Source organism: Photorhabdus akhurstii (genome assembly GCF_018448925.1).
GTDB lineage: Bacteria > Pseudomonadota > Gammaproteobacteria > Enterobacterales > Enterobacteriaceae > Photorhabdus > Photorhabdus akhurstii.
Genome location: NZ_RCWE01000026.1, coordinates 44,720 through 71,646 on the forward strand (window position 1 = coordinate 44,720; position 26,927 = coordinate 71,646).

Below are 26,927 nucleotides of genomic sequence, written 5' to 3' on the forward strand. Positions count from 1 at the left end.
TGTCGCAAAAGGCCGGCATTGACAATAAACCCACAGAGATTTATTGCCTGTTATTGGGACTGACAACCCATGACAGGCTAAAAATAACCCATAATATCAGGGCAACGGCCCTTGATAAGTTATACGCTATGGCGTGCAAGGTAAATTCCACTCTGACTGCCGATAAACCTCTGCGCCGAAAACGCTCCAACCCCGGGATACCTCGTAAGGCAGAAAATACCGGTTCTACCATGACCTTTCGTTGACTCAATATCCGTTTTGACTCCGGTTGGGTCATACGTGAACGCAGTTTATCCCGCGCTTCATCTTCCGGGTAACGTTTAATTTTTCTGCCCTTTTTCGCCTGCGTACATTTTTCTTTTTTCAGGCAATCGGCACAATTTGCTCCCGTATAAACCCGATGCCCACGGCTCTTTTCAGACGGTTTTACTGTACTCACAAGACGTAACTTGTCATTGGCCGGGCAGAGATAAAGGTCTTTCTCTGCATGATAAATAAACCGCGATTTTGGGTAGATTTTTCTTTGGCTCTGGTGCTCATTGCCGTCAGGACAGAACAACAGAATTTGATGTTTTTGAGTCTCAGCAATCACCTCGTCATGAAAATAACCCGCATCCAGTAAGAGGGTTTTGGGGTGACACCCAGATAGCTGATAATGTTGAGCCAATAAATCCGCGATAACCCGTGTTTCACTGGCAGGATCGACTGTCTGAGCAACAATGATACGGGCCTCATTGACCAAAACTGAAGGTTTATACGCACTGGAAAATCCCCGTCTCCGCTTGAGCCGCTGGATCATCGCTTCTGGCTCTATCGGGTTGATACGTCACTGGCTGGCGTCTTTACCGTTTTTTTCACGATTTTCTTGTCGGATTTGTAAGACGGCGGCAGACTGTTCCAGTCGCCTGATTTTATCTGCTTTTTGGGGATTGGCGGGGGGCGGTAGTTAAAGCTTTTTTTTCTCGCAAAATCGCTTCCTGAGTCAGGAGATGATAGTGAGAACACGCCGCTTCTATCACGGTTCCATCCCCCGCCAGACATGAAACACCGGATTGACTGTGATGTAATACGGATGAAGCTACCCCGTTAAAAAACGAGCCCGTCAGCGTGGATTGATGTTGATAGATGAAACGTCCAGGGCTGGCGTGATCAGGTGTCATGCCATGACTCACAAAGAGACATCCCAAATCCAGACGTGCCAGCCGTTCAAGTCCTCTGAGAGAACTGATCCCTTTCATGATCCCATAAAGCAGAATGCCCATCATGGAACGTGGGGAATACGGCGCTCTACCGGATGAGGCGTAATCGCGTTCGAAAGGGGCCCAATCCTGCTCATCAAGGATATCGGAGACAATAAATGCCGTGCGTTCCCCCACTTGCTTCAAATAGTCATGGAGGGAAAGAGTTCCTTCCAGTACAGTTAGGTGCTGAGCGGTGACAAACTGACGCCCGGTATGAACGGAAGGTGTCAGTTGCCGTAGGAATTGAGTCATAGAAGGTCTCGTTTGGAATATTAACCCAGAGCTTAACTGATAAGGGTTAACTTTTGCGACACCCTCGCATTGGGCGAGGGTTTACGGCGGATTTTGCTAAGACCAACGTGATCTTCCTGAGCAGTACGACAGGAAGATCATGAATAAAGAAATGATCAGTTTTTCTTTTGGAGAAAAGCGTACTTATTTAGAGCTTGTTTTTATGCTGCCATCCGCGTTAACTGTTGCCCGACTTCCGCCGTACAGATCTTTCCTGAAAGTAGAGTAATCTGTGTGGACATCATCACGGCCTTCTAATTCTGCCAATATTTCTTGGCTGGATACGCTAAACCCTTTGGCATGGATAGGAGAAGAAAAGGGTTCGGTATAGAGATTCAATCCCCACTGAGGCGCTAAACCGTGGTTAGCCGCGCCTAAATTAACTTCAATCATAGAGTGGTGATTATCATCAACCAGATAACCCGTTGCCAGCCATCGAGTCAGTTCTTTCATTTCCCGATCCCCACGTTGAATGGATTGCTCTGGTGATTCACCGTTAGTAGGCGTACCTAAAGCAAGATCATTTTTCAGACCGGCGCCCAACAACCTGGCCGCAGTAATAAAACGATCCGTAGTACCCGAAGGTGCAGCGACAGTTGGCAAATTGTGCAAAGCGGCATCCTTGGAAAATCCTGTATTTTCTTTCACATTCCAGACAGAAAAACCGTTACCACGTTGTACGATAATGTTTTCCTTAGCTAACTCTTGATGTGCTTTGATAGGTTCTGAACGACCAAATTGATAGTCAGTTCTGTCCAGCCGGTTGCGAGGATTTAAACTGGCAAACGCCAGCTCTCGGTTGGTCAGACGATTATCGGCCTCAAGTGAAGCGGCGGTTGACCAGACACTATCCTTATCAGGCGCTGCTGTTCTGAAATCATTTTGGACTTTTGTAAGGCTATTGCCGGCCAGAGCCGGGTTACTGATAACTTCTTGCCCGTCTTTCTGTTTAGTCACCTGATATAATTCGGGATTTTCAGAGGCATTAAGTTTATTTTCATTTTTAAAAGTGTAGAGATTCAATTGATCAGGTAAGGGCTTTTCCTTAGTGGAACCGCGGGCAGGTGCAAAATTTTTACTTTCTAAGTAACCAATATCAATTATATCCTTGAATTCTGATTTCAATTCAGGTGATGAATAAATTTTCTCCAGAGTGTCCCGGAAATAAGCTGAGTTAGTGAGATCATAATAAGCAGTGGCCTTCTCCCTCAATGTTAGCGGTTCTGTATCTGCCCTATCAGGTCTTACACCATTCTGCCGTGCTTCACTAATGATTCGAGTAAATCCACCTGCGCCAAGTTGACCGACAATACTAAAACCGGGCTTATCTCCGGTATAGGCATTAAGCATTTTAGTAACTGCTGTTAACTCATTACCCTCCGCCCGAACAAAAAGTTTCACCAGATTGGACAAGAGAGAATCAACTGTTTTATGGGCGGCAGTGCTTTCGCTGGCTAAACGAGAAATATTAGTTTCAATTTGCTTGTTAGTTACGACGGATTTTTCATTCCAACGTGTGATAACCGAGGTTGGCGCTGTCAGTGGATTATCAATGGTATTATTTAATAATGGCTCGCAGCAATGGCTAGTTTTATCTGTTGCCGTTGGTTGATGCAATTCAGTTTGATGAATATCGATTCTGGTGTTAGCTCTCTGTATTGAAAAATCTGGCATATTTTTTCTCCGTTATTTTATTCTATTTTCTGTTGTGAACCCTTTGAATTTACAGTCTGAAAAAACGTGTCAAACAAAAATATCGTGGGCCGAAGCGGAAGTGGTGGTTTTAGTTTCTGGAAAAGGAAGTTCAGCTCTTATTTTTTGCAGGTTTCCCAGAATATTAGCCAAGTCAGTAGCATCGATTCGTTCTATATCTTGTAATAAACAGAGACGAATAGTTTGCGTTGGCTGATGTAATGCAAGCCATGCTCCTCCAAGCATATTTATATTACTGTTTAATGAGAGCCAAAATTCCGCATCACTATTAACAAACGGAGCCACTGTATGATGGAAAGTCAGCATCGATCCTGTTGAATCTACTTCTAACCACCAGGGGCCATAATCACCAATGTTCAATTGCACTGCGCCGGTGGAAAGATTCAACATAATGTTGGTTTGAGCGGCAAAATCTGCGCATAATTTTTCTAATTTGGACATCAATAAATCTCATCAAAAAAATTAACAGTAAAATATTGCCACAAATTATGTGGCAGGAGCGTGGGATCGTCTATCAAAAATAGGCAATGATATTGTAGGAATTAATCAGATAGATGGGTTCTTAGTCGGATGTCAACATACGGTGAGGGTTGGTTTTTATGAAGAATGTGGTGATAAACCTGACGGAGTAAAGCGACATGCTAATACTGAATTCGGCGATGATTTCCGAGTCCTGGTAGATTAAGGAGCTAGTTCGGACATATTGCGTAATGATTATTTTATATGATGATTATGGCAAGAATATGGAAGTGTCAGGCATTGCTATTATATAGATTATAAATTATTGACATAATATTTATGTCAATAATAAAGTGCTGATATATTATCACTTGATCTTCTTCGCTATTTTTGTTTTGGATAGACAGGCTGTTTTTATTATTTAATTCATTAAGGATAAAATTTAATGATTAATCATGACAATTAGTATGGATAATTTTTTCCCTATGTAAATCAAACTATTATTTCTTCTGTTTTGTGGTGATAATAACTTCATATCAGGATAATGAGTTTTTGGTTTTTATTTTTTGTGGATTTAGTATTTGTGAAATTAAATAAATCAATGATCTGCATTGTTATTTGGTTGCCATTTTTTACCTTATGTTTTTCATAATGATATTCGTTTTGCATTTATTGAATTTTATTACAATTACAGACTTGAGTGAATGAATTTTCTCTCCCACTATTATTGATGTATCGACCTAATAATAAGTGTCGAATTAATATTCCAGAATAAAAAGAGGGAGATAATAATTATGAGCGAATTATGCCCAGGTGACATTATTGATAGCCAAAAAACTACAGAAAATTGGGTGGAGTTCCAATTAGTTGATGAACAAGGTAATCCATTAGTGAATATGCCTTATCGTCTGATAAGTAGCGGGAGGTTCCGAGATGAACGCAAAGGTGTGACTAATAATCAAGGATTGATTAGGGAAGAAAACTTATCACCTGATGCTGTGACGTTATATATCAGCGCTCAACCATTAGCTGATGAAATGGAACAACGTCCATTACGGGAAAAACGCAGTATTAGGGCGTCAGTTGTCAAACCCAAAGCAGAAACGGAAGGTCATCAACACCATTATGTGACGATTGGACAGATAAGTGATGGCTTGCCTGTCATTGATAAATGGATAGAAGAGAAACCGCCACGCTATCATTTCCCGGATTCGGTACCGAAAGGTTTTCGTGTTCTCTCAACAAACTGCCGGTATGTTTTGGAAGTATGTCCGTTTCGTGCGTGGGTACTATTGTTACATCATCAGAAAGATTATTCCCTGGTGAATGCTTATAATTTGGCACTAATGGGATTACTGTCATATTTTGATGATAATGTCGATATAGCTGGTTCTATTACTCATTTTTTTAACCGACAGATGCTGGATATATCTCAATTGCCTGGTAAGGTGGAAAAAATAGCGCGTACTCCCATTGTTTATGATGTGCCATTTAGTGAACGTTACACTGATGTTGTATTTATTGATTCAAAAGCAGGTGAAAGCGGGATAGGAGATACGGAATTATTTTATGCAGCTAACCAACAGGATATTATTATCAGTTGGAGGGGGACGGCGAGTGTTGATGACGCCATTACTGATATTATGTATCAACCATTGAAATTGGGGTGTGAACCAGATGGGGTATGCAGTGGTTTTATTAATAATGGTAAAGTTCATAGGGGATTTTGGGAGGCATTTAATCTTATTGGTCAGTTAAAAGTTCCCGGTTCTGATGAAAATATGTTTGATAAAATTATTAATTTAGCTAAAAACCGAAACGTATTTGTTTGTGGACATAGTTTAGGTGGTGCTTTAGGGTTATTGCATAGTGCCCAACTGAAAGAATATCATCCTTGCTTGTATAGCTATGGGATGCCTCGGACATTAACCCGCAGCGCGGTACAAGAATTGGAAAATATGACACATTACCGTCATGTGAATGAAAATGATTTGGTTCCCTCTATGCCCCCGGAAAAAGATTTGGATAACTGGCTTTATAATTATTGGGGACCATTGGGTTATCTATTTAGTGCTATTGAATTGTTGGGTTTGACGAAAGGTCAGGAGGTTTTTTTACATCATGGAGAAATAGTTCATTTTTATAAGGCTGATCTTATTATTGAGACTTTAAAACAGGATGATTCAAACAACTTTATACGGCTTACAGAGGTATTGCCTGTCATGGCAAAATTGTATTTGATTCCGTCACTGAATCATGAAACTGAAGATAATATGAAGATGGCATCGGAGATTCAAAAGGAATTTTTTAAACATATAAGTAGTGCTGATAGGGATAAGTGGTTCCCACGTAATGCAAATCCGACCTTAAAATATGCTTTAGGTGTCCCTGATCACCGTATGCTAAACTATATTCATTACATTGGTGATAGAATTGCAGAATTGTTTTCTCCCGATAAATATTATTTTTATCAAGAACAGAGACAATTATTTGAAAAAACAATGAATGAAAGGAATGATATTATTCCTGATATTCGGCAACGCAATACGCTGTTTTTGAATATGGATAACCAATTAGAGCTAGCACTTATTGATACTCTGCAAGATAAACGCGATATTTTGGCCTTAACACGTTATACCAATATTGCTACGCGGATTGAGAAAGAATTATGATGAAACAGAGGTCAATAAATTAAATATTAAGATTAATGAATTGAAATTTATAACCAAATAAATAGAACGCCAGAAAATAATGCCGCCATAATGAGGAATATGGACGGACGACGGTTTGAATTTCTCTTTTCTAATTTTCAGGGTTGATAAGATGAAGCTGTCAACCCTGTTATCATTACCAGTAAAAACCTTATCAGACTACAGTTTCTTTACAGTTCTATTTCAAGTTTAGCGAAAAGGTTGCATGAGCCGTCTGAAACGAATAACTTCGTAGGGTCCCTATCGATTTGGTTGTTTTGAGTAGAATAAACATTTTGTAGATTTACAAGTTCTTGCTAATAAAAAAGGTTTTTGAAGATGGAACAAGAGAATGTAGTGAGTGTTGAGTGGATCGATATCGTTAATGAAAATAATGAAGTCATTGCTCAGGCTACGCGTCGACAAATGCGTGCCCAACGTTTACGACACCGTGCGACTTATATCGTTGTTCACAACGGCATGGGAAAGATTTTGGTTCAACATCGTACAATAACTAAAGATTTTTATCCGGGAAAGCTGGATGCGACCGCAGGCGGTGTTGTGATGGCGGGTGAAAATATGTTGGATTCTGCCCGGCGTGAAGCAGAAGAAGAGTTAGGTATTGCCGGTGTACCTTTTGCAGAACATGGTAGTTTTTATTATGAAGCAGAAGATTGCCGTATTTGTGGCGCATTATTCAGTTGCATCAGTCATGGTCCGTTTGCTTTACAGGAAGCGGAAATTGATGATGTGTGCTGGTTGACGCCGGAGGAGATAACCGCTCGCTGTGATGAATTCACCCCTGATTCGCTGAAAGCGCTTTCTCTGTGGCTGACACGTAATAACGATTTTGATGCAATTATTGTCAATAGAAAAAAATGAGAATAGTCCAAAAAGAATTTCCAATTAATCTGAGTAAAAATTAATGAGGTTGTACGTTCTTATTGATGAAATGCGGGAGGATGGCTGGCGGCCATCCTCCAATACGACCGTACCGTTCTTTCGAGGTTTTGAGCGAACTGTTAATAACGTGCTGTAAGATATATGTCTGGTGATACAAGCCTCTATTTAAGCGGCAAGTAAATATCCGTCAGTAATTCGTGTGTAGCGACTTCATGCACAAAATTAAAGTAATGAAAGTACAGTGGGAAATCGCGTAGTTCTTCTCCGCTGGCAGGTAGCCAGTCGCGATACAAATATCGCGCACTCTCTGATAAAGAATCATGTGAACCATGATAGCGAGCCACGGCACAGCGTCCACCGGGTATGACGCCGTTAGTCACTCCGAACAGATTATCCTCTTGGATTGGCGCCTCGACTGTACCGCAAATATCAAAGCGGAAATCTTCTCCTTTTATCGTTGCTGGATCGTGTGGAGCGATACCGTAGGTTTGACTGCTGGTAACAGGTGACAGTCCTGTGGTTTTGCGCCATGCGATAAAACGTGCGGCGGTTGCATTGACCAACTCGGGTTGACCATGATGGGACAACATGGCAACAAGTGTTTCTGGAAAATTAACAATTTTTACATTCATGGTTTGTCTCCTGATATGTTTTTGTTCAGGCATACGCTGGTGCCAATTTATCCAAGCCGGTTGTTTACGGAACTGGCTTGGTGTCAGACCAAATGACTGTTTGAAGGCCCTGCTGAACGATTCTGGATTCTGAAAACCTGCGTCCAACGCAATATCGATGATTTTTTCTAACGGATTGAATGCCAGACGGTAAGAAGCACGCTTTAACCTCATTAATTGGATATAGCGTCCTACAGGTATACCGCAGTAATTGGCAAACTGCCTATGAAAGTGATAACGCGAAAAATTCGCTACCTCACTCAGTTGTTCCAATGTAAGCGGCTCATCCAAATGGCGCTCAATATAATTAAATACCTGATTGAATCGTTTGACGTAGGCGTCAGTTTTATCATTGTGCATTGAATCCTCCAATTAGAGAGCACTATGCCTGAACATAAGAGACATTGCCTGACTGATATTGCTGACTTTTGCGTTAAGCCGGTGTGGAAAACGTTATTTCAAATGAAATTCTAATCGTGTAAGTAAGGAAATAACAGCACATAGCAGGGCAATGAATTTAAAGCGTATTAGGTAGTAAAAGAGTATGAAGATTTTAAGCCTCTTGATTTTGTTAATGAAAATAACCGGGTTCTTTAGGGATGAGAAACTCTATGGGGATATAATTACTATTATTGAAGAATAGATAGTGTTTAAAAAAATTAGGTTTGAATAATGGTTAGTATTTAGAAGATAGAATATCTGGGGAAGAAAAGACTATTTATTGTTCTATTATTGTGATTTAATGGATTTGGTTTGATTTGATAGAAGTCGTAAAGATATTGTATGGCCCAGATAATCTGGGTATCCGCTATGGAAAAGCATTTCTCGATATTAGCGTGCCTTAATAGGTATTATCAGGAATTAGGATCATGTGGGACCAAATCATAGCTATCTGATTCAGCCGTGGATGAGGACCTTTTTATATAACGGTTATCCATTGGAGTTTAGAATCAGCATTCTAAGGTTAAGGGCTTACAGTGTTCTTTTGGACAGGATCATGGAGTGGTTATCACATTGTTTGGGGATCGTATGAGTCAAAATTAACGAGTTATAGAGGTTTAACATGGCGTTTTCATCAAGACAGAGTTTGCATTATTTAGAGCTCAAAATTAAAGAATTACATGAGATATCATCCAAGCTTAATTTTAGATATCTTTCTGATGCTAGAAGCGGGTGTCGTTTCCTTTTTGAAATAAATGAACTCATCAGAACGGTTAATCATGAGATAGGTACAAATTGCTTATCTGTTGATGGTGGTATTGCAATCCTGCAAGATGAAATAGATAACCTAAAGAGACAGGAATTTGACCTGTTAATGAATGATAGCCAGATATATATGATTGTTCAAAAAGAAAAAAAAGAAGAAGGGGATGAAGAAACCAATTTAACTTTGAAAGGAATTGGTTTTGTTAGCGGTGGTTCTCAAATCTTTGCTGGTCTTGGCGTATGCGTGGCCTCTCTTGGCGCCGCTTGTGCGGGTTTTGGTGTACCTCTACTGATACAGGGAGGAAATAATGTTTATGAGAATGGGTATTACCTGTTATTAAGAAAAGAGGTTTCAGGTCCGGTAAGAGATGTTTATCGTGATGCAGCTAAAACCCTTGGTTATAGTGGAGCTGATGGTGATAGAATTTACGGCTATGTAGATCTGGCGTTGTCTGGGTACGGAATGGCAAGATCTGTTGTGAGGCCCGGAACGTTTCGTTTATTTCGGTATATAAAAACTGATTACATCAGAGGGTGGCAGGTGATGGGGAGGATACCTTTGCTTGCTGAGATTACTGGTGATCTTGTGACTAGTTTCGGTATTTATTCGATTTCTAAAGGTGAGAAAAATGAATGATGATGTGACGTTATCCTATTACAATGTTTTTTTTGTAATTATTTATTACGCAATGTCTATTCTCGTGCTTATTGTACTTTTTAAGTTGAGGGGGTACGTAAAAATTTATATTCAAGCGGTTATTTTTACTGTTATTCTTTTGGTTTTTACTGTTATTCAATATAATATTTTATTAAATGGCGGTGTTCTGATATATATATATCCACATTATTTTAGTATTTATGATTATAGCTCAATTCGGTTTGGTGCTCTGTTTTTCTTTATTGTATATTGCTGTCTGATGCCTGTGAGCAAATTTGATCGTGAGGAAAAAGAAAAGCAAAGTGGAAATAATGGTGAAAAAAATGAATGATGATGTGACATTATCCTATTACAATGTCTTTTTTGTAATTATTTATTACGTAATGTCTATTTTGGTGCTTATTGTACTGTTTAAGCTGAGTGAATATGTCAGGGGCTATATTAGAGAGGTGATTTTTACTGTTATTATTGTGGTTATTGGTGCTATTCAATATGGTATTTTTGTAAATGGTGGTGTGCTGGTATATATATTCCCACATTATTTTAGCATTGACGATTATGATTCAATTAGATATGGTGCGAATTTTCTTTTATTTTTATATCCTTGTCTTCTTATTATGGATAGACCCTATAGTAAAGAAAAGGAAAGCAGAGATAATGGTGAAAAAGATGAATGATGATGTGACATTATCCTATTACAATGTCTTTTTTGTAATTATTTATTACGCAATGTCTATTTTGGTGCTTATTGTACTGTTTAAGTTGAGGGAATATGTAAGGGGTCATATTCGAACGGTGCTTTTTACTGTTATCTTTGTGATTGTTAATACTGTACAGCATAACATTGCTGTAAATGGCGGTGTACTGGTATATATATTTCCACATTATTTTAGTATTTATGATTATAGATCAATCCGGTTTGGTGCTTTGTTTTTTGCAATTGCATATTCTTGTCTTCTTACTATGAATAAACCTGATAGTGAAGAAAAAGAAAAAGAAAAAGAAAAAGAAAAAGAAAAAGAAAAAGAAAAAGAAAAGAATTGATATTTATTCAATGGATTACAGAGTGAAGTTTATTTTGAAGTTTATCTAAATACCTCCCGTTTGGGAGGTGGTATTTTATTGAGAGTTAATATACCGTATCTTCCCATATACTATAACCGCCGGTTCCTGCGATAATATGGTTCCACGTTATACTTTTATATATTAACGATAGTGTTTCTTGAGGTTGCTGGTCATTATTTTCTAAAGAGTTGGGATGGAGTACACTGTATTCCAATATTTGAGCTCCGATTAGCTTTAAATTAAAATATAATTCTAATCCTCCATTTAAACTTGTCCGATAATGGTTAATAAAACAATCCATTACTTCATTATTGGAAATTGCAACACCTAACAGAGGCGTTGATTTATCAACGGGTTTTCTAATTATCACCGGTTGATGTTTAACGTTTTTCTTACGTAACATTGAGTGGCTCAAACCGTAAACCAGAATTTCATCTTGATGGTTAACTTGGTATTTATTACCAATCGAGTCAATTGATGAACAACCCGCGGAGATGAGTCCCTGATCTTGCCCTTTTATCGTTAAATAAATTAACGGCCTATCCCAATAGGGCTATTTTATTTGCCCTTCTTTACCATAAAGAGCGAACCTGGGCAGTGCTCAAAATCCTCACGTACTACGTGTACGCTCCGGTTTTTCCGCGCTGTCCGTGTTCAAACTGCCTGCAACAATTACGCCTATTGGGATTGGCACTAAGTCAGCCAAAATATATTTACTCCTATGTCATTGGTATGAATGATGTAGATAAGAAAGTAGTTTGGTTTTCAGACTCATCTCTCTTTCTTCTAACTTTCGTCATGCTGCCAAGAAGGTAAAACATAAGTATGCTTGCCTGTTTGGAAAGCATATTTAAAAATATTCCAAGTTAGTATCAAAGAGGAGAATGCTAATCAAGGTTCTTTCCATTCCTCAAAAATAGCGCAATTCGATCAAAAGTCAACCTTTTTGGTTGGTTTTAAAACAATTGTTTGTTGGCGATATCGGTATTATTAACACGACATTCAGTAATGCAGATTGTGACTTTGAGAGATTCTGTTGGGAATTATTACTTGTTGATTTTAGTGATAGGCAAGGAAAACGTAGCGTTATTCTTGGAGAATAAATATGAATAGAGGTTTATAAAGAAAGAACATGGAGGAGAATGAGGAATATTGATGCCGCGTTAGCCCCGCTGGTTGCAAATATATACTGCTTCACAGTATAGTCCTGAGAAGTAAAAACATGATCAGAGTGTACTGGTTTATTATGAGAACCCTGTAAATTAATAATTTATTAATCTACGAGATGTTAGAGCTGAATTTGGAACTATATATGGCAGTGTAAAGTGGAGGTATTCTATATGTTACAGAAGGTTATGTGTGGTTACACCATACCGATAAGCAAGTTTAAATCCAATCCTAGCGCGGCCTTGGCGGAAGCCCAAGGAGATGCTATTGCTGTCTCATCAAACAATCAGATCCAGTTTTATGCTGTGCCTGCACATATGTATGAAGAGATTATTAATTTTGTTGAGTTTGCTCAACGGGGGACAACTGAGTTAAAAAACATTCCTGCTAATTTTACTGGTGAAGGTTTGGATATGAATCAGGTTGCTACTGAGATGGCAACGAAACTCAAACATGGTTCCACTGGAGACTACGAAGAATGATTGTAATTCTCTGAAAGCACTTTTTCTGTGGTTGACACGTAATAATGATTTTGATGAAGCCATTTTTAATAAAAAAATTGATTAATTTTGCTCTCTGTTTTAGTTGAATAGCTAACTTCAAAAAGGTAGAGCTTATTGTTTTTGTTCTTAAATTTTTTTCTTATAACAGCAGTGAATATTCCTCTTTTGAATAAAAATCTTGTCAGTACACAAGGGTTACAATGTAACAACAATATTTATTATTAGCGCTATGGTGACTAGCCATGATATATCCTATATATTGAATATATCCATATGCTGCTATGATGAGAAGGTATACTATGACAACTAGAATGCATTCGTCCACTAAGGTGAAGAAATCAGTGGAAATAGAAACATTGAGTGGATCTGAGCTCATCGAACGTAAAATTGATAAAAATGCTGAATATTTAATTATCAAACTGGATCGTAACATAGCTAGTACTACTGAATACTGTAAAGCCTTATATGTTGCAGTAAGCACCGCAGTTGCAACGGTGAATTCTATTGCTACTTATGATAATGATGCTCATCCAACTTCATGCTTTGTTAGTTCAAAAACAGATGATGTTCCCTCTGTACTTAAGACCAGTAAGAAAGTGAGGCAGAAAGCAGAACCTGAGATTCAACCCAAAAAGAAAGAGTTCAATAAGATAAAGGCAGATAATTCTGTCACGAAACTATCATCTGAACATAAGCAAGATCGTGATGCTCGCTTTTCAGCACGTCGAAAGGCTTTAAAGGAATCAATCCTATCAGATTCAATCTGGTTAACCTCAATGGCTGTTTCAGAGGGGTACGGGTTTAAATCCAGTAATAAGAGCGCAGGGCCAAACAGATGGAAAAACAGTAATAAGATTTTTGCGATTACGATTGATGGTAAAGATTATTTTCCTCAATATGCTTTGAATGAAGATTTCAAACCTCTTGATATTGTTAAGAAAATAATCACGTTATTTGGTAATAAAAAGACCTCTTGGGGATTGGCTGTTTGGTTTGGTTCGCATAATAGTTGGTTAGGTAATAAAAAACCCAAAGAAGTCTTGAGAGCAATGCCAGAGCAAGTACTTATTGCTGCTAGGGAAGAACTGGAAAGGGGTGTTCATGGTTAAGAAAAAAGACCAAGAATTACAAGGAGATTCGGAATTCCCAGAAAGGCTGAATATAAGTAATTATTATATTTGGAAAGCAGGAAAGCCTATTTATCGTCTTCACCATGAGGCATTTTCTGCTATTCAATTTAATCCTGGTTATGGTTCAGGGCGGTTTAATCCGATAAAAGCGACGGGAACATTGTATGGTGCAGAAAATTTTAGCACAGTTGCGCTGGAAACACTTTTTCACGATGTTGGATCGCCTTCAGAGGGGCTGCCATTTGATTGTGGGAGCCTTAATCAAAAAGTATACTCAGTTATTGAACCAGTCACAGATTTAGTGTTAGTTGAATTAAATGCCAGAACATTAAGACGATGGGGAGTTACCAAATCACAGGTGATTAATTCAACAGCAGATAAATACCCTTTTACGCAACGGTTAGCAGCTAAAATCCATAACCAACATTTAGAGGCTCAGGGTTTACAGTGGTCTTCTAAGCAGGGTGATGGAATGGCTATCATGTTGTTCGAGGATCGTGTAAACAAAAATAGCTTATCCGTTATTGTCGAGTCAAAATCTGTTTCTGCATCAGAAACTGCTATGGAAGACATTGAAACTATTATCGATGATCTCGGTATGGTACCAATGAGTATAGGTGGTGGTGATCCTGATGATTAGTTAACTCGTTGTATTAGTGCTAAATGTTAGGTTTAAGTCATCTTCTCATATCGAATAAAACTATCTGATATATATACCCTATGGATTTCAAGATGGATCGCGACGGCAAGGGAGCGAATCCCCGGGAGCATAGATAACTATGTGACCGGGGTGAGTGAGTGCAGCCAACAAAGAGACAGCTTGAAAGATGACGGGTATATTTATTTTATTTCCGGCATCACACCAACAAACGATCTCTTCTTCCTGGGTTCAGACATCAGAGATTCGAGTTGTTCAACACATTTCAGATAATGAGGGGTTTGCTTGTGTATGTTAGCCGCTTTTTCATCAACATAGGCTTCATAAATATAAAAGCGGGTAGGGATATTTTCATCCCGTAATACATCAAAACGTAAATTGCCTGCTTCTTTAATTGACCCCAGATGATTAAGGCGAAAAACTTCAATAAATTCGTCTAATTTGTCCTGCTTAACATTAATTTCAACCAAAGTTACGTGCATCTTATATTCTCCTTATTGTTTTTCACTTAAAAATAACTCGTAAGCTTTGCTGGCATTCTCATTCTGGTGTACGACTGCTTGAACCGCTTTTAACATGGCAACCGGTGCTTCGGATTGGAATATATTACGGCCCATATCAACACCGGCAGCCCCTTGATCAATGGCCTGGTAACACATCTCCAGAGCCTCTTTTTCTGGTAACTTTTTACCACCGGCAATGACAATAGGAACTGGGCATCCGCTGGCAATACGCTCAAAGCCTGTATCGACATAGTAAGTTTTAATGATTTGTGCGCCCATTTCGGCGGCAATACGCGTCGCCAGAGAAAAATAACGCTGATCCCGAACCATATCTTTACCAACGCCGGTGACTGCCATTGTTGGCATACCGTAACGCATTCCCTGATCGACTAATTTGATAATGTTCTTAATTGATTGATGCTCATATTCAGAGCCGATATAGACCTGAGCGGCTACGGCACAGACATTCAGGCGTAAAGCATCTTCCATCGCAACCGCGACCGCTTCATTGGACAGCTCCGTCAGAATCGAGTTGGCGCCGGAGGCACGCAAGACCACGGGTTTGTTGGTCGCGGGTGGAACCTGACTACGCAGAATACCGCGGGTACACATTAAGACATCGGTGTGGGGAAACAGCGGAGCAATATTGATATCGATGCGTTCAAGCCCGGTTGTTGGCCCTTGAAAATAACCGTGGTCGAAAGCCAACATAACTGTTCGGTTGGTTTTGGGATTAAAAATGCGTGAAAGTCGTGATTGCATTCCCCAATCCAGTGCGCCACAGCCTTTCAGTTCAAACAGGCTGTTCTTCTGCGGGATATCAATACCAAAATCTTTACCATCTTTAATATCATCTAAATCTGCCATTTTTCTTCTCCTAACTCACTTACATTGGACCAGCAACCATGCATGGCAGAGATTGCTGGACAGTAGCATTAGAAATCGTATTGATTGATATTGTCTTTGGTGAAAATGACTCGTTCAGGCAGAACAACAATACCGTTTCCTTTGGCCTCATAGCGATAACCCTGAACGCGGTTTGGTACAATTTCAACAATGCCAATATCGGGAATATCTAGTTTATCGCCGACATTTAAATCACCCTTCTTGAGTAATTCATTGGCGACATGAATTGATATTTTGCCTTGATTGACCACATCCCAAAGCCCGAATTGCTTGACGGTTCCGCGTTCGACATAAGGACGCATGACATTGGGGGTGCTGAAACCGACGATCGCAACATCTTGTCGTTTCAGATTTTCTGCCGCTTGTGCCGCAGCAGGCAGGGCGTTGGCATCCGGGGCAATAATGGCGTCCAGATCACTCCAGGCTTTTAAGATCCCTTCTGCGGTTTGTAAGGATTTGGTTGCATCGTTATAACCAAATTGGGTGGTGACAATTTCCCAACCTGGGTGTTCCGCGGCAATTTTATCTTTGGCTTCTTTTACCCATTGGTTTTGATCAGTTACTGTTGGGCTGGAGTAGAAAAACGCGACTTTGGCTTGCTTTTTTTGCACCTGATTGGCAGCCATGTCCACCAGCATTCCGCCCAGTTGGTTTGGCGTTCCCTGATTGATATAGATAGAACGGCATTCCGGCGAGGTGTCTGAATCCCAGGTTAGAATTTTCACCCCCCGTTGCATGGCTCGTTTCAACGCGGGGCATAGTCCATCCGGTGAAACCGCCGAGACCACAATAGCGTCATAGCCTTGGTTCACGAAGTTGTTGATAAGCTGAACTTGCCCGGCAACACTGGGTTCTGTCGGTCCATCATAGGTAACATTGACACCCAGGGCTTTCCCGGCGGCTACCGCACCCTGGCCGCCACTGGTAAAAAAGCCGACACCGACCAGTTTAGGGATAAAAGCGATTCTTTCGGCGGCGTGTACCCAAGAGGCGCAAGCCAGACTTAATAGGCTAATTAGAGCCAGTTTTTTCAGGATTAATGTTTTCATTACTCTCTCCATATTGTTGGGTTTCAGAGGGACTGTAATGTCATAAAATTCAACCTGTCGATTTAGGAAGACAACCTCTGATTTCGCCATCGCTGTATCCAGTCACGAATTTGGTGGTGGTGCAGGCTGATGGAACGTCCTACCACGGCAATGATCAACAGGGCGCCAGCGAGGGCGCTGGATACCTGATTGGGAACGCCTGCCATCTGTAATCCCTGTTGTAAATAACCAATTAATAATATAGCCAGCGCGGTGCCGATGATTGAACCTGAACCACCATAAATATTGGCTCCTCCCAATACTACCGCGGTGATTGCCGGCATCAGAAAGGATGCGCCAAGGTCAGAGCGCGCTGATCCAAAATAGGAAACTAATACAATGGCGGCGATAGCGGAAGCGATGCCGGTCAGGGTATAGAGAAGATATAGTGTTTGGGCAATGGGAATTGCCGCGTAACGGGCAACTTTACTGCTTTGCCCAATTAGAAAAATATTGCGTCCACTGTGGGTACGATGCATGAATAGCCAAAAAATAAGGAGACAGAGTAAAAACAGCACTAATGGCATGGGTAGGCCAAGCACCGTCAAATTAGCGAAGTCAGTCAATGCTGGTGGGAAGCCGCCAATGCCTTCATAACCGGTTGCGCCGGAGATGCCGGAAAGCAGCAGAGCGCTGCCGCCGAACAGATATAGGGTACCGAGTGTGATAACCAGCGGGTTAATGCCGGTATATAAAATCAGCGCGGCATTGATTATTCCACATATTGCACCGACCAGTAGCGTTAAAGGAATGGCGGCGGCCATTGGAATACCGACCTGATTCATCACTCCGAGCGATATCGCGCACAAACCAATAGTTGAGCCGAATGAAATATCGATACCGCCACTCACAATAACCATAGTCAGTGGCAAGGCCACAATCCCGATACAGATAAAATCACTGGTACTCAGCAACAATATATTAATATCCAGCATGCGTGAGTTTGCTATGCCAAACAGCAGAATTTCAATAATCAGTAATGCGGCTAGGGCGAATTCCCAACCATAACGTTGACCGATACTCATTATGTCACCTGATTACTTTTGTCATTTTTGAGGAAACGGGCATATTTTTGTTGGCGGATATTTTTTTCGATGGCACAACGAAGGCGTCCATCAAAAATCAATACCGCCAGCAGAACAAATCCGGCAATAAAATCATTCCACCAGGCAGGAAGTTTTAGCAGTACTAATCCGCTGTTTATCTGCGTCAGGAAAAATGCGCCTAAAATAGCGCCGATTACTGTACCGGTGCCGCCAAGCAGACTGATGCCGCCTAGCACACAAGCTGCGATAGCTCTCATTTCCAATCCATTACCGGTCTGATTTGGGATAAAGCCAATCTGGGAGGCAAAAACAATCCCGGCCAGCGCGGCCATCACGCCATTCACGGCGAAAGCGATAATTTGAATGCTATCTGTACGAACGCCCAATTGACGAGCGCCTTGCAGGTTGTCTCCTGTGGCGTAAAAGCTCCGGCCAAATGGGGTTTTTGCTAGTATCCACGCCATTGCTAATATCAAGATCATTAACAGCCAGCCGATAGGTGAGATATTGAGCCATAAAGGTGTGGAAAGGCGCTTTAATTCATCCGGTAAGCCTTCAATCCATTTACCGTCAGTCAGCAATAACATCAGGCCACGGTAAAGCCCCAACGTGCCGAGAGTGGCAACAATCGCGGGAATTTTCAGCCAGGCGACCAGTACGCCATTGATGAACCCGGCACCCATACCGAGCAGAAGAGTCAACAAGCAGGAAACGGGCAGGCTAAAACCGGCATTCAATGACATTCCCATCATGACCGCGCATAAGCCGACAATGGAGCCGACAGAGACATCAATATTGCGAGTCAGCATGACCAATGTCGCCCCCATTGCAAGCAAGATAAGGATCTGCGCACTACTGAAAACGAGGGTGACAGTTTGCAAGTTAAAGTACTGGTGGTCGATGAGACTAAGCAAGCCAAATAGACAGAGAATGGCAATTAATGCGGTAATTTCGCGGTTATTCTGGATAAGTTTCAACATGATGCCGCCTGTTGTGATTTATGTTCGCCGAAAGCGATATGCATAATGGTATCAATATCCATTTGTTGCTTAGTTAATTCGCCATTGATTTTCCCTTGATGCATGACTAACACCCGATCAGCCATCTGAACCACCTCATCCAGATCCGATGAAATAAAAATAATCGCCACTTGTTGTTGGGCGATATGGCGAATCAGTTGGTAAATATCATTGCGTGCCGTGACATCCACACCACGTGTAGGTTCATCAATAATAAGGACAGCGGGGTGAGCTTCCAGACATTTAGCAATCAGCACTTTCTGTTGATTACCGCCGGACAGCGTTTTGATCGGCTGGTTGATATGGCTGAATTTGATATTCAGGATTTGGCAATAGCGCTCAAGGACAGCGGTGTCATAGGCGGGGCGTATCCAGAATGTATCGCGATTGTGGGTTAGTGAACAGATATTCCAGCCGAGTGATGAATCCAGAAATAGTCCTGATGACTGCCGATCTTCCGGCAAATAAACCAAACCCTGAGCCAGACGTTGAGCGGTTGTTAGCTCATTAATAGCGTGTTGTTTTAACTTGACTTCACCGGATATCGCAGGGCGCAGGCCATAAAGGGTTTCAGCCAGTTCGGTACGACCTGCGCCGACAACGCCGGCCAAGCCAAGAATCTCGCCAGGTTTCACTGAGAATGTGATATTGCTGAAACCCTCGCCACTCAGTTTTGTGACTGTCAGTATTGGTCGATCTGGCGCTGTCTGGTGCCGGTTATTGTTGAGATCCAGGCTCAATTTTGGGGCGCCGTTTAATGTCTGATTTTTCGCGGCCGGTGTAATAGCCTGAATAATATCATCTGTTGTGTAATCGCGGATTTTGCCACTTAAAGCAATACTACCGTCACGCATGACACTGACCTGATCCGCTAATTGGTAAATTTCAGGGATTTTGTGAGAAATAAAAATGATGCCGACGCCTTGCTGTTGTAATTCACGGAGCTGGGCAAATAGGCGTTCGGTTTCTGCTGGTGTCAGGGAAGCGGTAGGTTCATCAAGGATTAAGATTTTCGAATTACGCATCAGGCCGCGCATAATTTCTACCAGTTGCTGATCGGCGACATTAAGGCTGCTAGCACTGACATGCAGATCTAATTGACAGCCAAGTAATGCCAGTCGCTGTTTCATTTTAGACTTATCTACCTGATGCTTTGGTAAACGAAACAGAATGTTTTCTTGTACAGACAAATTCGGAAATAGCAATGGTTCTTGTGGTATCAGATAAATACCGAGTTGATGGGCTTTAGTGGGATTAAGATGGCTAACATGATCACCACTAATCTTGAGAGTGCCTTTATCTGGCTGTTCGATACCGGCAATAATCTTCATCAGTGTTGATTTGCCTGCGCCATTACCCCCTAACAGAGCATGTATCTGCCCTGGAAGCAGAGTAAAATCAATATGTTTCAGTACCATTACGCCGGAAAACTGCTTACTGATGCCACTGACTTCTAATAGTGGTGGTACTGCGGTGTTGTTATGTAACATCGCGGCATCCTCTTAACATACAGGTGCGGAGGCAGACAAAATGAACATTTATATATTTAAAAAACAATTGTTCAACATGGTAGCTGTTAAATTATGATATTGGCAATATTTAGATCACATTTTGTGAAAAATTTGCATATTCATTGAATTATGTTCAAATTTTTGCGGTAAGACTCTGGCGTGTTATACGTTTTAATGGTTATCTGTTGAGTGCGGATAAAAAGAAAGTGGTTATGTCGATAAAATCAGTGAAAGAAAAGTCAGCTAAAGAGAAAAATGAGGACACCTATCCGGGTAATAGCATGAGTGAAGAAGAGCTGCTTGCGCGTATTGCATGGTTTTACTATCACGATGGCCTGACACAAGGCGACATCGGCGATTTGCTTGGTTTGAGCCGGTTAAAAGTCTCCAGATTACTGGAGAAAGGGCGGCAATCAGGTGTCATTCGGGTACAAATTAACTCTCGTTATGAGGGGTGTTTGGAGCTGGAAGATACCCTGCAAAAACATTTCTCTTTGAAACAGGTGCGCGTTTTACCTGCGCTGGCGAATATGAATCTTAATGCCAGATTGGGGGTTGGCGCGGCACATTTGCTGATGGCATTGATTGAACCGCAGCAATTATTAGCAGTGGGATTTGGTGAAACCACCATGTGCACATTGCAACATTTAAGTGGCTTTATCTCATCACAACAAATCAGGTTAGTCACACTATCCGGTGGCGTCGGTCCTTATATGACCGGTATTGGTCAACTGGATGCAGCTTGTTCAATCAGTATTATCCCCGCTCCATTACGTGCTTCCACGGCTCAGGTTGCTGAAACATTCCGTCAGGAAAGCAGTGTCCGAGATGTTTTGCTGGCGGCTTGCGCGGCTGATATTGCTATCGTTGGCATTGGCGCGGTTAATCAGCAACAGCAGGCGACAATTATGCGTTCTGGTTATATCAGTGGCGGTGAACAGCTAATGTTTGGCCGCAAAGGCGCTGTGGGCGATATCCTTGGCTATTTTATGCGTGCTGATGGTGAACTGGTGGAGGATATGCAGATTCATCAGGAACTGATAGGTATCTCCATGCCAGAACTAAAAACCATCCCGACAGTGATTGGCGTCGCGGGAGGGGAAGAGAAAGCGGAAGCCATTATTGCTGCGTTGCATGGTCAATATATTAATGGACTGGTGACGGAAGAACAGACTGCCAAAGCAATGTTGAATTTGCTGCGTTGAACCCTGTATTGACTCTATCCGTGAAATAAGCAGAAAAAATTTGAGGTAAAGCTATAAGTTTAAAAAGTAATAGTTCAAAAAGTAATTAAACTGAGGATAGCATCATGAATCAACGCCGTAGTGCTAATCCATCGGGAAAATATCTGATGGCGCTTGATGCAGGAACAGGGAGTGTTCGTGCAGTGATATTTGATCTTGAAGGGAATCAGATCGCCGCAGGACAGGCTGAATGGATACATCAGCCTGTACCTGATGTACCGGGTTCAATGGAGTTTGATTTAGCGACGAACTGGCGACTTGCATGCCAATGTATTCGTCAGGCGCTGAAAACCGCGGAATTGCCCGCCAGTGCTATTCAGGGGGTGGCATCCTGTTCCATGCGGGAAGGCATTGTGCTTTATAACCGCAATGGCGAGCCGATCTGGGCTTGCGCGAATGTGGACGCGCGTTCCAGCCATGAAGTGAGTGAATTGAAGGCGCTGTATGACAGCACTTTTGAATATGATGTTTACCAGTGTTCAGGGCAAACATTAGCCTTGGGTGCAATGCCTCGTCTGTTATGGTTGGCTCATCATCGTCCTGATATCTATCGTCAGGCAGCGGCTTTAACCATGATCAGCGACTGGCTGGCAAATATGCTCAGTGGCGAGTTGGCTGTCGATCCCTCCAATGCCGGCACGACAGGCATGCTAGATCTGGCAAGCCGTGACTGGCGCCCCGATCTACTTGAGATGGCGGGATTGCGCTCTGATATTCTTTCGCCGGTAAAAGAGACCGGAACCTTGTTAGGTTACGTCACTGAGAAAGCGGCTGCTCAATGTGGATTGAACGTTGGCACACCGGTCATTATGGGCGGTGGCGATGTACAGCTCGGCTGTCTTGGCTTAGGTGTGGTCAAACCTGCCCAGACCGCCGTTATCGGTGGCACTTTCTGGCAGCAGGTTGTCAATCTGCCGGTGCCGGTCACTGACCCGAATATGAATACACGGATAAATCCTCATGTTATCCCTGGCATGGTTCAGGCGGAGTCCATTAGTTTCTTTACTGGCTTAACCATGCGTTGGTTTAGGGATGCATTTTGCGCGGAAGAAAAGCTGTTGGCGGAGCGTCTTGGTGTTGATACTTATAGCTTACTGGAAGATATGGCGGCCAGAGTCCCGGCAGGCGCTTACGGTATCATGCCAATTTTCTCTGATGTGATGCGATTTAAAGCCTGGTATCACGCCGCGCCTTCCTTTATTAACCTTTCCATTGATCCTGAGAAATGCAATAAAGCGACCCTATTTCGTGCGTTGGAAGAGAACGCGGCGATTGTCTCGGCCTGTAATTTGGATCTGATTTCTGCTTTTTCCGCAGTGAAACCGGATTCACTGGTATTCGCTGGTGGTGGTTCAAAAGGAAAATTATGGAGCCAGATTTTATCTGATGTGACAGGATTGCCGGTTCGGGTGCCGATGGTTAAAGAATCAACTGCTTTGGGATGTGCCATTGCCGCCGGAGTGGGAGTGGGGCTTTATGATGCAATGGGGACGACAGGGGAAAAACTGGTGCGTTGGCAACATGAATATCAGCCAAATCCTGAACATTATGAAGTGTATCAAAAGGCTAAACAGGACTGGCAGGCGATATATGCTGATCAATTAACGTTAGTCGATCATGGTTTGACAACTTCATTATGGAAAGCGCCGGGATTATAGCTTGCAATGGATTGATCCACCGTATTGCTAGGTGCGCTTGTGCTGATAGGCGACTTGTGCACCAAGTATTTCTTAATGCCTGAAAATATATAATGTCGTGGTAATGGATTGAGATAACCGTTAATTTACCGGTATTCATGGTCTGTCTCGCCTCAATAATACTGTAATGTTGGTCTGGAATTGAAAGGCACCGACTGTATTTTTTAATATGGGAGTAAATTTAAAAAGAAGAACTTCCGAAAATCTTGGAATAAGCATATCATTCTTAATGAACCGTTTTTAATTGAGATCCCTGTTGCTTACGACTATAACCTATTAAAACATGTAGCTTGATTCGATGCATGATTTATGGATTTGATATACTTATAGAGTGAATTTATATGGACGCAAGAACTGACTATTTTATTCAGTCCGCATTAGAAGTTTTTGGAGAGAATCTCCTTGGTATTGTGGAAACTGATTCATATCTCCGCCAACCCGATTATTCTTCTCGGTGTGTGAGGCATTTTTACGTGATTGTACCTGATAATTTCGCCACAGGTTGCATTACATCACTAAGATACCTTCAGGCGGAGTTTTTTGAGTTTACCCTAAATTATCTTACGATTAGTGAGTTGTCATATTATCCGCCTCATTGTATGTGGCAATTTACTAAGAATCTTTGGCTCTTACGGTCGGAAAAAATAAGTGATGTGGTACTCCCTAGTATCAAAGGAAATCTTGATATATATAGACAAGCAGTTTTTAGCGTTGCTCATATTGCACGTCTTTACTACCTCAGAAACTTGACGCCAAAGACTCACGTTTGGGGAGTACGCCAGCTTGGTTGGGCAATGCGTTACGCCGAATTGGGGCTATATCGTTTGCTCAAATCGGAGGGACTATCCTGTATTCACAAAGATAGTGCGTATGTTTTGAAAGCACCAACAGAAGATCTTAATTGGCTGATCACTTGCAATATATCTTGGCAAAAATTCGAAGAAGAGCTTTTGTCCGATATTAATGTTTTCCGTGATGCAGCGGCACGGTTAAGTAAAATTGCGGAGTACTATTCGACATTATTACAGCACTTGTACCCGGAGACACGAATTGTTCCAGCACAGGGTAAAGTAGATGATCTTCTTTCATTACAACCGCTTATTGATCAAGTGATTATTCTTTTAAAGCAATTTATTGGAGATAGATTATTAGCCTTTTATCTCCACGGTAGTGCTGCCCGGGGTGATATGCGAAGTGGTTCAGATATAGACTCTATTGTTATCGTGGATAAAGTCGATACAGTTATCCTTGAAGCAATTCGCTCAACACAATCTAGGTTCAAAGATTTATCCATCTCCGTATATAGCGAATCGAATGTTCACCAATATCCTAGTTTCAGAGCATATGCGCTTATTAATGGAACTAAGCGTGTCTATGGTAATATTGCTTTAGAAATGGGACCGTCATTGAAAAGCGATATATATGGCATTATTAATAACTTATTTACTATAAGGCAAATAGCTCGTTCTTATCTGATTTCTGGTACATATGGACATCGGGCACATTATATGCTTGGACTGATGATGAAACTCACCGATCATGGTTGCTTACGCCCTTTGCAAATCCTAAAAAGTGGTTTCTATCCAACAAAGAAAACGCAGGTTTTGGAATACTACAGAGACAACGAAATTCTCACCAACATTATTAAATATACGCAAAACCTAAAGGAATGTGAGAATACGCTAAAGCAGAAATTGCTTATTGGAAGTCGAGAGGAATTAGAAAACTTATTCTATTCATTACTTGACGCATGTGAAATAGTGGCAGAGAGATTAAATATGGTACAGGTCGAGAAGTCAATTTTATAGACGGAATGACGCTAGTTCTTTTAGCTAAACATATTACAATGAGTAAGGTATTGATTCGTATCTAAACATCGTCATTAGCTAGTGCAATAATTTAATTATTGTAATCCTATGGATTTCAAAATGGATCGCGGCGGCAAGGGAGTGAATCCCCGGGAGCATAGCAAACTATGTGACCGGGGTGAGCGAGTGCAGCCAACAAAGAGGCAACTTGAAAGATGACGGGTATAATCCTATTTAAAGCAATGTGTCAGTTTAATGCACATAATATTATTAAGAGGAATAAAGTATGACGTCCAAAATCTTACAAAAATCAATTAATGAATTTTTTGAAGTGCAACAATTATCAGACCAAACTATTCTCAAGCCAAATCGAAAAGTAAAGATGAAGATCCTCGATGAGGGTTTAATGCAAACAGCCATCTGTAGAAGTAATGTAGGACGAATCGATGAAAAAGAGTTGAAGTTTGAATACCGAGGCCATAATGTCAGAGAACTGGCAAATAACTATTCTTTTAGTGATGTTGTGTATCTTCTGATTACAGGAAAATTAAATTCAGAAGGAAGTGAAGAGTTTTTGGATATGCTCCATAACAATTACCTGTCAGCACTCAAGCATATTGAAAAATTATCACCAGTAATATTCGATACTACTCCCACTGATTTCCTTGCAATTGCAGTTTTATCTTCGCAGAATAAATGGCTTTCTGACCATTCTATAAAAACAAAGGACGAACGTTTGATAATTACTGCATCTATTTTGGCAACAATAGCTGCCGCAATTGCTATATATGTTCAGAAATATGCTACATCCGAACCTGTATTTAGAACTTTTTTCGATACTAAACATCGATTCTTTGCAAGCTTTTTAGCAACATGTTTTGGCCAACAGTGTGACGATGTAGCAGAAGAAATGTTAAACAAGTTTTTAATTCTTCATGCAGAACATGGACTGAATTGCTCAACTGCAACCGTTAGAGCTGTAGCAAGTTCCGGTGCAGATCCATTTAATGCTGTAACTGCGGGTATTTGCGCATTCAGCGGCCCTCTTCATGGCGGAGCGAGTGAGGAAGTTGGTTTAATGATCGATGATATACATGACAATTCTAAAAATATTAGTACTTTTATTGATGAACTAGTAGAAAGAAAGCAACGTCTTATGGGATTTGGTCATCGAATTTATAAACAACCAGACCCTCGAGCTTCTTACATGAGCGATATTCTTGTCAAACAGAAGGCAAAATTCGATGTTATTTCTTCCTATGTAAATATTTCGCAGGAACTTGCATCAGAAGATGCGGGCTGGCATGGCTTCATCAAGAAACTGGAATACAAAGCCGCAGAGAAAGGGGTTCATCTGGTGAAGCTGGATCAGTGGTTCGCCAGTTCGAAAACCTGTCACTGTTGCGGTCACAAAATGCCAGAACTGCCGCTGCATAAGCGGAGCTGGCCATGTCCTTGCTGTGGTGTCGAACATGATCGTGATATCAACGCGGCGCTCAACATAGAGCGCAAGGGCATACAGGAATTACAGGCGGCGGGGCTCGTCGTTTCTGCCCACGGAGGCCAGCGTAAATCCGTCATAAAGACGGTGGCGGCCTGAGAAGTGGGAAGCCTCGCCGTTTAGAGGGTGTCGCAAAAGGTTAAGGTCACTTTTTCAAGCATCAAGTTAAATTCAATCACTGACTTTGGGCAGCCTGTTATTTGTATGGATAACAGGCTAAAAATAATCCCTAATATCAGAGCCACCGCT

Annotated in this window: 25 protein-coding genes; 13 read left to right on the forward strand and 12 right to left on the reverse strand. The window is 41.4% G+C overall.

What is annotated here, in order from left to right:
- Positions 1 to 40 precede the first annotated feature (40 nt).
- The 4 genes from EAE93_RS19830 to EAE93_RS19845 form a co-directional block, all read right to left on the reverse strand.
- The gene (locus EAE93_RS19830) at positions 41 to 799 is read right to left on the reverse strand and encodes a transposase (RefSeq protein ID WP_214040397.1); all 759 of its coding nucleotides are present in this window, start codon (positions 797 to 799) and stop codon (positions 41 to 43) included.
- A gap of 112 nt (positions 800 to 911) precedes the next feature.
- The gene (locus EAE93_RS24770; protein ID WP_250151116.1) at positions 912 to 1,493 is read right to left on the reverse strand and encodes a transposase; all 582 of its coding nucleotides are present in this window, start codon (positions 1,491 to 1,493) and stop codon (positions 912 to 914) included.
- A gap of 183 nt (positions 1,494 to 1,676) precedes the next feature.
- Positions 1,677 to 3,206, reverse strand: a complete 1,530-nt coding sequence (locus EAE93_RS19840) for a hypothetical protein (protein WP_214040398.1) — start codon at positions 3,204 to 3,206, stop codon at positions 1,677 to 1,679.
- A 69-nt stretch (positions 3,207 to 3,275) separates the two neighbouring features.
- Positions 3,276 to 3,686: a type III secretion system chaperone gene (locus EAE93_RS19845; protein ID WP_036813954.1), complete on the reverse strand. Its 411-nt coding sequence runs from the start codon at positions 3,684 to 3,686 to the stop codon at positions 3,276 to 3,278.
- A gap of 812 nt (positions 3,687 to 4,498) precedes the next feature.
- On the opposite strand from EAE93_RS19845, the gene EAE93_RS19850 reads away from it, so the two are divergent.
- Positions 4,499 to 6,376, forward strand: coding sequence for a lipase family protein (locus tag EAE93_RS19850; RefSeq protein ID WP_214040399.1), 1,878 nt, complete (start codon positions 4,499 to 4,501; stop codon positions 6,374 to 6,376).
- Positions 6,377 to 6,733: 357 nt separating this feature from the next.
- Complete coding sequence (gene yfcD / locus EAE93_RS19855) at positions 6,734 to 7,276, forward strand: NUDIX hydrolase YfcD (RefSeq protein ID WP_036778799.1); 543 nt, start codon at positions 6,734 to 6,736, stop codon at positions 7,274 to 7,276.
- A 182-nt stretch (positions 7,277 to 7,458) separates the two neighbouring features.
- Here the strand turns inward: yfcD and EAE93_RS19860 are convergent, their stop codons facing one another.
- Positions 7,459 to 8,328 carry an AraC family transcriptional regulator gene (locus EAE93_RS19860; protein ID WP_214040400.1) on the reverse strand — a complete coding sequence of 290 codons (870 nt, stop codon included), beginning with the start codon at positions 8,326 to 8,328 and terminating at the stop codon, positions 7,459 to 7,461.
- Positions 8,329 to 9,031: 703 nt separating this feature from the next.
- On the opposite strand from EAE93_RS19860, the gene EAE93_RS19865 reads away from it, so the two are divergent.
- The 4 genes from EAE93_RS19865 to EAE93_RS19880 are packed head-to-tail and all read left to right on the forward strand — an operon-like array spanning position 9,032 to position 10,876.
- Positions 9,032 to 9,811, forward strand: coding sequence for a DUF4225 domain-containing protein (locus EAE93_RS19865; RefSeq protein WP_105396411.1), 780 nt, complete (start codon positions 9,032 to 9,034; stop codon positions 9,809 to 9,811).
- Positions 9,804 to 10,163 (forward strand): hypothetical protein, encoded by a 360-nt coding sequence (locus EAE93_RS19870; RefSeq protein ID WP_105399568.1) that lies wholly within the window; start codon positions 9,804 to 9,806, stop codon positions 10,161 to 10,163. The genes EAE93_RS19865 and EAE93_RS19870 overlap by 8 nt, the downstream gene beginning before the upstream one ends.
- Positions 10,156 to 10,509: a hypothetical protein gene (locus tag EAE93_RS19875; protein ID WP_041380192.1), complete on the forward strand. Its 354-nt coding sequence runs from the start codon at positions 10,156 to 10,158 to the stop codon at positions 10,507 to 10,509. The genes EAE93_RS19870 and EAE93_RS19875 overlap by 8 nt, the downstream gene beginning before the upstream one ends.
- Positions 10,502 to 10,876 (forward strand): hypothetical protein, encoded by a 375-nt coding sequence (locus EAE93_RS19880; RefSeq protein WP_146110738.1) that lies wholly within the window; start codon positions 10,502 to 10,504, stop codon positions 10,874 to 10,876. The genes EAE93_RS19875 and EAE93_RS19880 overlap by 8 nt, the downstream gene beginning before the upstream one ends.
- A gap of 85 nt (positions 10,877 to 10,961) precedes the next feature.
- Here the strand turns inward: EAE93_RS19880 and EAE93_RS19885 are convergent, their stop codons facing one another.
- The gene (locus EAE93_RS19885) at positions 10,962 to 11,429 is read right to left on the reverse strand and encodes an Hcp family type VI secretion system effector (RefSeq protein WP_214040406.1); all 468 of its coding nucleotides are present in this window, start codon (positions 11,427 to 11,429) and stop codon (positions 10,962 to 10,964) included.
- 808 nt (positions 11,430 to 12,237) lie between these two features.
- Between EAE93_RS19885 and EAE93_RS19890 the strand changes: the two genes are divergently transcribed.
- The 3 genes from EAE93_RS19890 (at position 12,238) to EAE93_RS19900 (ending at position 14,337) form a co-directional block, all read left to right on the forward strand.
- Positions 12,238 to 12,546 carry an antitoxin of toxin-antitoxin stability system gene (locus tag EAE93_RS19890; RefSeq protein WP_110086787.1) on the forward strand — a complete coding sequence of 103 codons (309 nt, stop codon included), beginning with the start codon at positions 12,238 to 12,240 and terminating at the stop codon, positions 12,544 to 12,546.
- A gap of 362 nt (positions 12,547 to 12,908) precedes the next feature.
- The gene (locus EAE93_RS19895) at positions 12,909 to 13,676 is read left to right on the forward strand and encodes a hypothetical protein (protein WP_052739652.1); all 768 of its coding nucleotides are present in this window, start codon (positions 12,909 to 12,911) and stop codon (positions 13,674 to 13,676) included.
- Positions 13,669 to 14,337 carry an RES family NAD+ phosphorylase gene (locus EAE93_RS19900; RefSeq protein WP_052739542.1) on the forward strand — a complete coding sequence of 223 codons (669 nt, stop codon included), beginning with the start codon at positions 13,669 to 13,671 and terminating at the stop codon, positions 14,335 to 14,337. Before EAE93_RS19895 ends, EAE93_RS19900 begins: the two co-directional genes overlap by 8 nt.
- 200 nt (positions 14,338 to 14,537) lie before the next feature.
- Here the strand turns inward: EAE93_RS19900 and lsrG are convergent, their stop codons facing one another.
- From lsrG to lsrA, 6 genes are all read right to left on the reverse strand, one after another.
- Entirely contained in the window at positions 14,538 to 14,837 is a 300-nt protein-coding gene (gene lsrG, locus EAE93_RS19905) for a (4S)-4-hydroxy-5-phosphonooxypentane-2,3-dione isomerase (RefSeq protein WP_036778811.1), read from the reverse strand.
- 12 nt (positions 14,838 to 14,849) lie between these two features.
- Entirely contained in the window at positions 14,850 to 15,725 is an 876-nt protein-coding gene (gene lsrF, locus EAE93_RS19910; RefSeq protein WP_011147358.1) for a 3-hydroxy-5-phosphonooxypentane-2,4-dione thiolase, read from the reverse strand.
- A 68-nt stretch (positions 15,726 to 15,793) separates the two neighbouring features.
- Entirely contained in the window at positions 15,794 to 16,813 is a 1,020-nt protein-coding gene (gene lsrB / locus EAE93_RS19915; protein WP_036813927.1) for an autoinducer 2 ABC transporter substrate-binding protein LsrB, read from the reverse strand.
- 62 nt (positions 16,814 to 16,875) lie between these two features.
- Positions 16,876 to 17,877, reverse strand: a complete 1,002-nt coding sequence (lsrD, locus tag EAE93_RS19920) for an autoinducer 2 ABC transporter permease LsrD (RefSeq protein ID WP_214040401.1) — start codon at positions 17,875 to 17,877, stop codon at positions 16,876 to 16,878.
- Positions 17,877 to 18,878, reverse strand: a complete 1,002-nt coding sequence (lsrC, locus tag EAE93_RS19925) for an autoinducer 2 ABC transporter permease LsrC (protein ID WP_105399572.1) — start codon at positions 18,876 to 18,878, stop codon at positions 17,877 to 17,879. The genes lsrD and lsrC overlap by 1 nt, the downstream gene beginning before the upstream one ends.
- Positions 18,872 to 20,407, reverse strand: coding sequence for an autoinducer 2 ABC transporter ATP-binding protein LsrA (lsrA, locus tag EAE93_RS19930; RefSeq protein WP_214040402.1), 1,536 nt, complete (start codon positions 20,405 to 20,407; stop codon positions 18,872 to 18,874). Before lsrA ends, lsrC begins: the two co-directional genes overlap by 7 nt.
- 233 nt (positions 20,408 to 20,640) lie before the next feature.
- Between lsrA and lsrR the strand changes: the two genes are divergently transcribed.
- The 4 genes from lsrR to EAE93_RS25380 all read left to right on the forward strand — a co-directional run bounded on the left by lsrR (position 20,641) and on the right by EAE93_RS25380 (position 26,777).
- Positions 20,641 to 21,633 (forward strand): transcriptional regulator LsrR, encoded by a 993-nt coding sequence (gene lsrR, locus EAE93_RS19935; RefSeq protein WP_152544306.1) that lies wholly within the window; start codon positions 20,641 to 20,643, stop codon positions 21,631 to 21,633.
- A 104-nt stretch (positions 21,634 to 21,737) separates the two neighbouring features.
- Positions 21,738 to 23,330 carry an autoinducer-2 kinase gene (gene lsrK, locus EAE93_RS19940; protein ID WP_214040403.1) on the forward strand — a complete coding sequence of 531 codons (1,593 nt, stop codon included), beginning with the start codon at positions 21,738 to 21,740 and terminating at the stop codon, positions 23,328 to 23,330.
- Positions 23,331 to 23,710: 380 nt separating this feature from the next.
- A complete protein-coding gene (locus EAE93_RS19945; protein WP_214040404.1) occupies positions 23,711 to 25,177 on the forward strand; it encodes a nucleotidyltransferase domain-containing protein in 1,467 nt (488 codons plus the stop codon).
- Positions 25,178 to 25,463: 286 nt separating this feature from the next.
- Positions 25,464 to 26,777, forward strand: a complete 1,314-nt coding sequence (locus tag EAE93_RS25380) for a citrate/2-methylcitrate synthase (RefSeq protein WP_214040405.1) — start codon at positions 25,464 to 25,466, stop codon at positions 26,775 to 26,777.
- Positions 26,778 to 26,927 lie beyond the last annotated feature (150 nt).

Bases quoted from the DNA above. Each gene is read 5' to 3' on its own strand.
- lsrK (WP_214040403.1), top strand. From the start codon at position 21,738: ATGAATCAACGCCGTAGTGCTAATCCATCGGGAAAATATCTGATGGCG.
- EAE93_RS19840 (WP_214040398.1), bottom strand. From the start codon at position 3,206: ATGCCAGATTTTTCAATACAGAGAGCTAACACCAGAATCGATATTCAT.
- EAE93_RS19865 (WP_105396411.1), top strand. From the start codon at position 9,032: ATGGCGTTTTCATCAAGACAGAGTTTGCATTATTTAGAGCTCAAAATT.
- EAE93_RS19850 (WP_214040399.1), top strand. From the start codon at position 4,499: ATGAGCGAATTATGCCCAGGTGACATTATTGATAGCCAAAAAACTACA.
- EAE93_RS19845 (WP_036813954.1), bottom strand. From the start codon at position 3,686: ATGTCCAAATTAGAAAAATTATGCGCAGATTTTGCCGCTCAAACCAAC.
- EAE93_RS24770 (WP_250151116.1), bottom strand. From the start codon at position 1,493: ATGACTCAATTCCTACGGCAACTGACACCTTCCGTTCATACCGGGCGT.
- EAE93_RS19890 (WP_110086787.1), top strand. From the start codon at position 12,238: ATGTTACAGAAGGTTATGTGTGGTTACACCATACCGATAAGCAAGTTT.
- EAE93_RS19945 (WP_214040404.1), top strand. From the start codon at position 23,711: ATGGACGCAAGAACTGACTATTTTATTCAGTCCGCATTAGAAGTTTTT.
- EAE93_RS19875 (WP_041380192.1), top strand. From the start codon at position 10,156: ATGAATGATGATGTGACATTATCCTATTACAATGTCTTTTTTGTAATT.
- lsrF (WP_011147358.1), bottom strand. From the start codon at position 15,725: ATGGCAGATTTAGATGATATTAAAGATGGTAAAGATTTTGGTATTGAT.
- lsrC (WP_105399572.1), bottom strand. From the start codon at position 18,878: ATGTTGAAACTTATCCAGAATAACCGCGAAATTACCGCATTAATTGCC.
- EAE93_RS19870 (WP_105399568.1), top strand. From the start codon at position 9,804: ATGAATGATGATGTGACGTTATCCTATTACAATGTTTTTTTTGTAATT.
- lsrR (WP_152544306.1), top strand. From the start codon at position 20,641: ATGTCGATAAAATCAGTGAAAGAAAAGTCAGCTAAAGAGAAAAATGAG.
- lsrG (WP_036778811.1), bottom strand. From the start codon at position 14,837: ATGCACGTAACTTTGGTTGAAATTAATGTTAAGCAGGACAAATTAGAC.
- EAE93_RS25380 (WP_214040405.1), top strand. From the start codon at position 25,464: ATGACGTCCAAAATCTTACAAAAATCAATTAATGAATTTTTTGAAGTG.
- lsrD (WP_214040401.1), bottom strand. From the start codon at position 17,877: ATGAGTATCGGTCAACGTTATGGTTGGGAATTCGCCCTAGCCGCATTA.
- lsrA (WP_214040402.1), bottom strand. From the start codon at position 20,407: ATGTTACATAACAACACCGCAGTACCACCACTATTAGAAGTCAGTGGC.
- EAE93_RS19900 (WP_052739542.1), top strand. From the start codon at position 13,669: ATGGTTAAGAAAAAAGACCAAGAATTACAAGGAGATTCGGAATTCCCA.
- EAE93_RS19880 (WP_146110738.1), top strand. From the start codon at position 10,502: ATGAATGATGATGTGACATTATCCTATTACAATGTCTTTTTTGTAATT.
- EAE93_RS19860 (WP_214040400.1), bottom strand. From the start codon at position 8,328: ATGCACAATGATAAAACTGACGCCTACGTCAAACGATTCAATCAGGTA.
- EAE93_RS19830 (WP_214040397.1), bottom strand. From the start codon at position 799: ATGATCCAGCGGCTCAAGCGGAGACGGGGATTTTCCAGTGCGTATAAA.
- lsrB (WP_036813927.1), bottom strand. From the start codon at position 16,813: ATGAAAACATTAATCCTGAAAAAACTGGCTCTAATTAGCCTATTAAGT.
- yfcD (WP_036778799.1), top strand. From the start codon at position 6,734: ATGGAACAAGAGAATGTAGTGAGTGTTGAGTGGATCGATATCGTTAAT.